The organism is Streptomyces canarius, assembly GCF_014650735.1.
In the GTDB taxonomy this organism is placed as follows: Bacteria; Actinomycetota; Actinomycetes; order Streptomycetales; family Streptomycetaceae; genus Streptomyces; species Streptomyces olivaceoviridis.
This window is the reverse complement of sequence record NZ_BMVN01000253.1, coordinates 1-553: the sequence shown is the minus strand read 5'-3', so window position 1 is coordinate 553 and position 553 is coordinate 1. Positions and strand designations below refer to the sequence as shown.

1 protein-coding gene is annotated in these 553 nt (G+C 55.3%); it reads right to left on the bottom strand.

Annotated features, from left to right (window positions below; all coding sequences use genetic code 11):
* On the bottom strand, window positions 1-553 hold a 553-nt coding region (locus tag IE294_RS47165), incomplete at both ends, for a transposase (protein WP_189895444.1).

The window sequence follows — 553 nt, the reverse complement described above, 5'->3', positions numbered from 1 at the left end:
ACCAATTCTCTCAGACCCAAGGTGATGACACTCCACGCCCTCCTTCCGGGGGTTTTGAGTCGCACACGTTGTTGAAGCCCGACCAGAATGCACCACACGTAGGCCAAGGTCAGCACGCAGAGCAACCGTTCAAGGTGGTCATGGAGCGTCATGTGGGTGTTCTCAAGCTGAAATCCCTTGGATTTCAGCGCTCGAAACAGGCACTCGATTTTCCACCGTTTCCGGTAGGCCTTCAGAATTTTGTGCGATTTCATCGCGTTACTCGCCACAAGCAGCGTCTCCCCATCTGTCGTGAATGTCCCCACGACGTTCATCGGTGAGCCAAAGACCTCAACGTCATCGAGCAGAACCCCTACTGCACCAGGTTGCAGGTCGCTCAGCCACTCGCTGCCGGGCAAACCGTCGATGGACGTGGTGTACCGTATACGGATGGTGACCGGGATACCCTGGTCAATCAGACCATCAACCCAGTCCTGGCCGATGAATTCACGGTCGCCATAGAGGGTGAAGATGTCCTGGCAATGCAGAATCTCGAGTGCGTCCTCAAGAATGA